We start from the raw sequence: 689 nt of genomic DNA on the forward strand, positions 1-689 counted from the left end.
CTTAGCTTCAATCGCGTTACTGCTTCTCCCACTGACATTATCCAACGCGCTGGCTATTCTACTTGGTCACGCATTTCGAGTGGCGGGCTTGGGTGATGTTTCCTTACTGCTTTTCCACCTTTCCGACATTTTGATCAACCTATATCCCACGGCATTTTGCGTGGTTGCTGCATATTATTTGTCGCACAAAGCCAATGTATCGAGTGTGGTGCTTATTATTTATTCGCTGATCATGTTTTATTTGGTGTCGATAGAAAATGAAAGCTTATCCGCGACGTATACGTTGCCCAATAACTCTCTGCTGGCGCTGATCAGCGCCATGATGTCGTATTTGTACTGCAAACATTTGAGAATTCAATTGCTTGAACCCCAAGCACTGGACTTTACTTCTCGGCTGTTTAAAGACGTTTTGCACTTTTTCGTATTTGTTCTTGTCGCGGTAAGCCTGTCTCACGTTACTGCGGCGATCATGGTGTGGTTTAGTGGTGCAGTGCGCAGTATCGGCGTCGATCCTTTAACGCTTGAAGGCGGTTTAATCTATCAAACCGTTTTGGGGTTGCTAGGGGCGACGGGCATCAATGCTCACAACATGTTGTTTGCCATCAAGCAGCAGATATACGCCGCGACCGAAGCCAATATGGCCGCTTGGCAAGCTGGCGAAGCATCGCTCAACGTTATCAGTCAAGGTT

Annotated in this window: 1 pseudogene; it reads left to right on the plus strand. The window is 47.0% G+C overall.

From position 1 onward, the window contains the following. Nucleotides 1–689 (plus strand): annotated as a pseudogene (locus tag R7Q09_RS25850) (diguanylate phosphodiesterase); the annotation flags it as partial.

Source organism: Vibrio sp. 2130-1 (assembly GCF_033339515.1).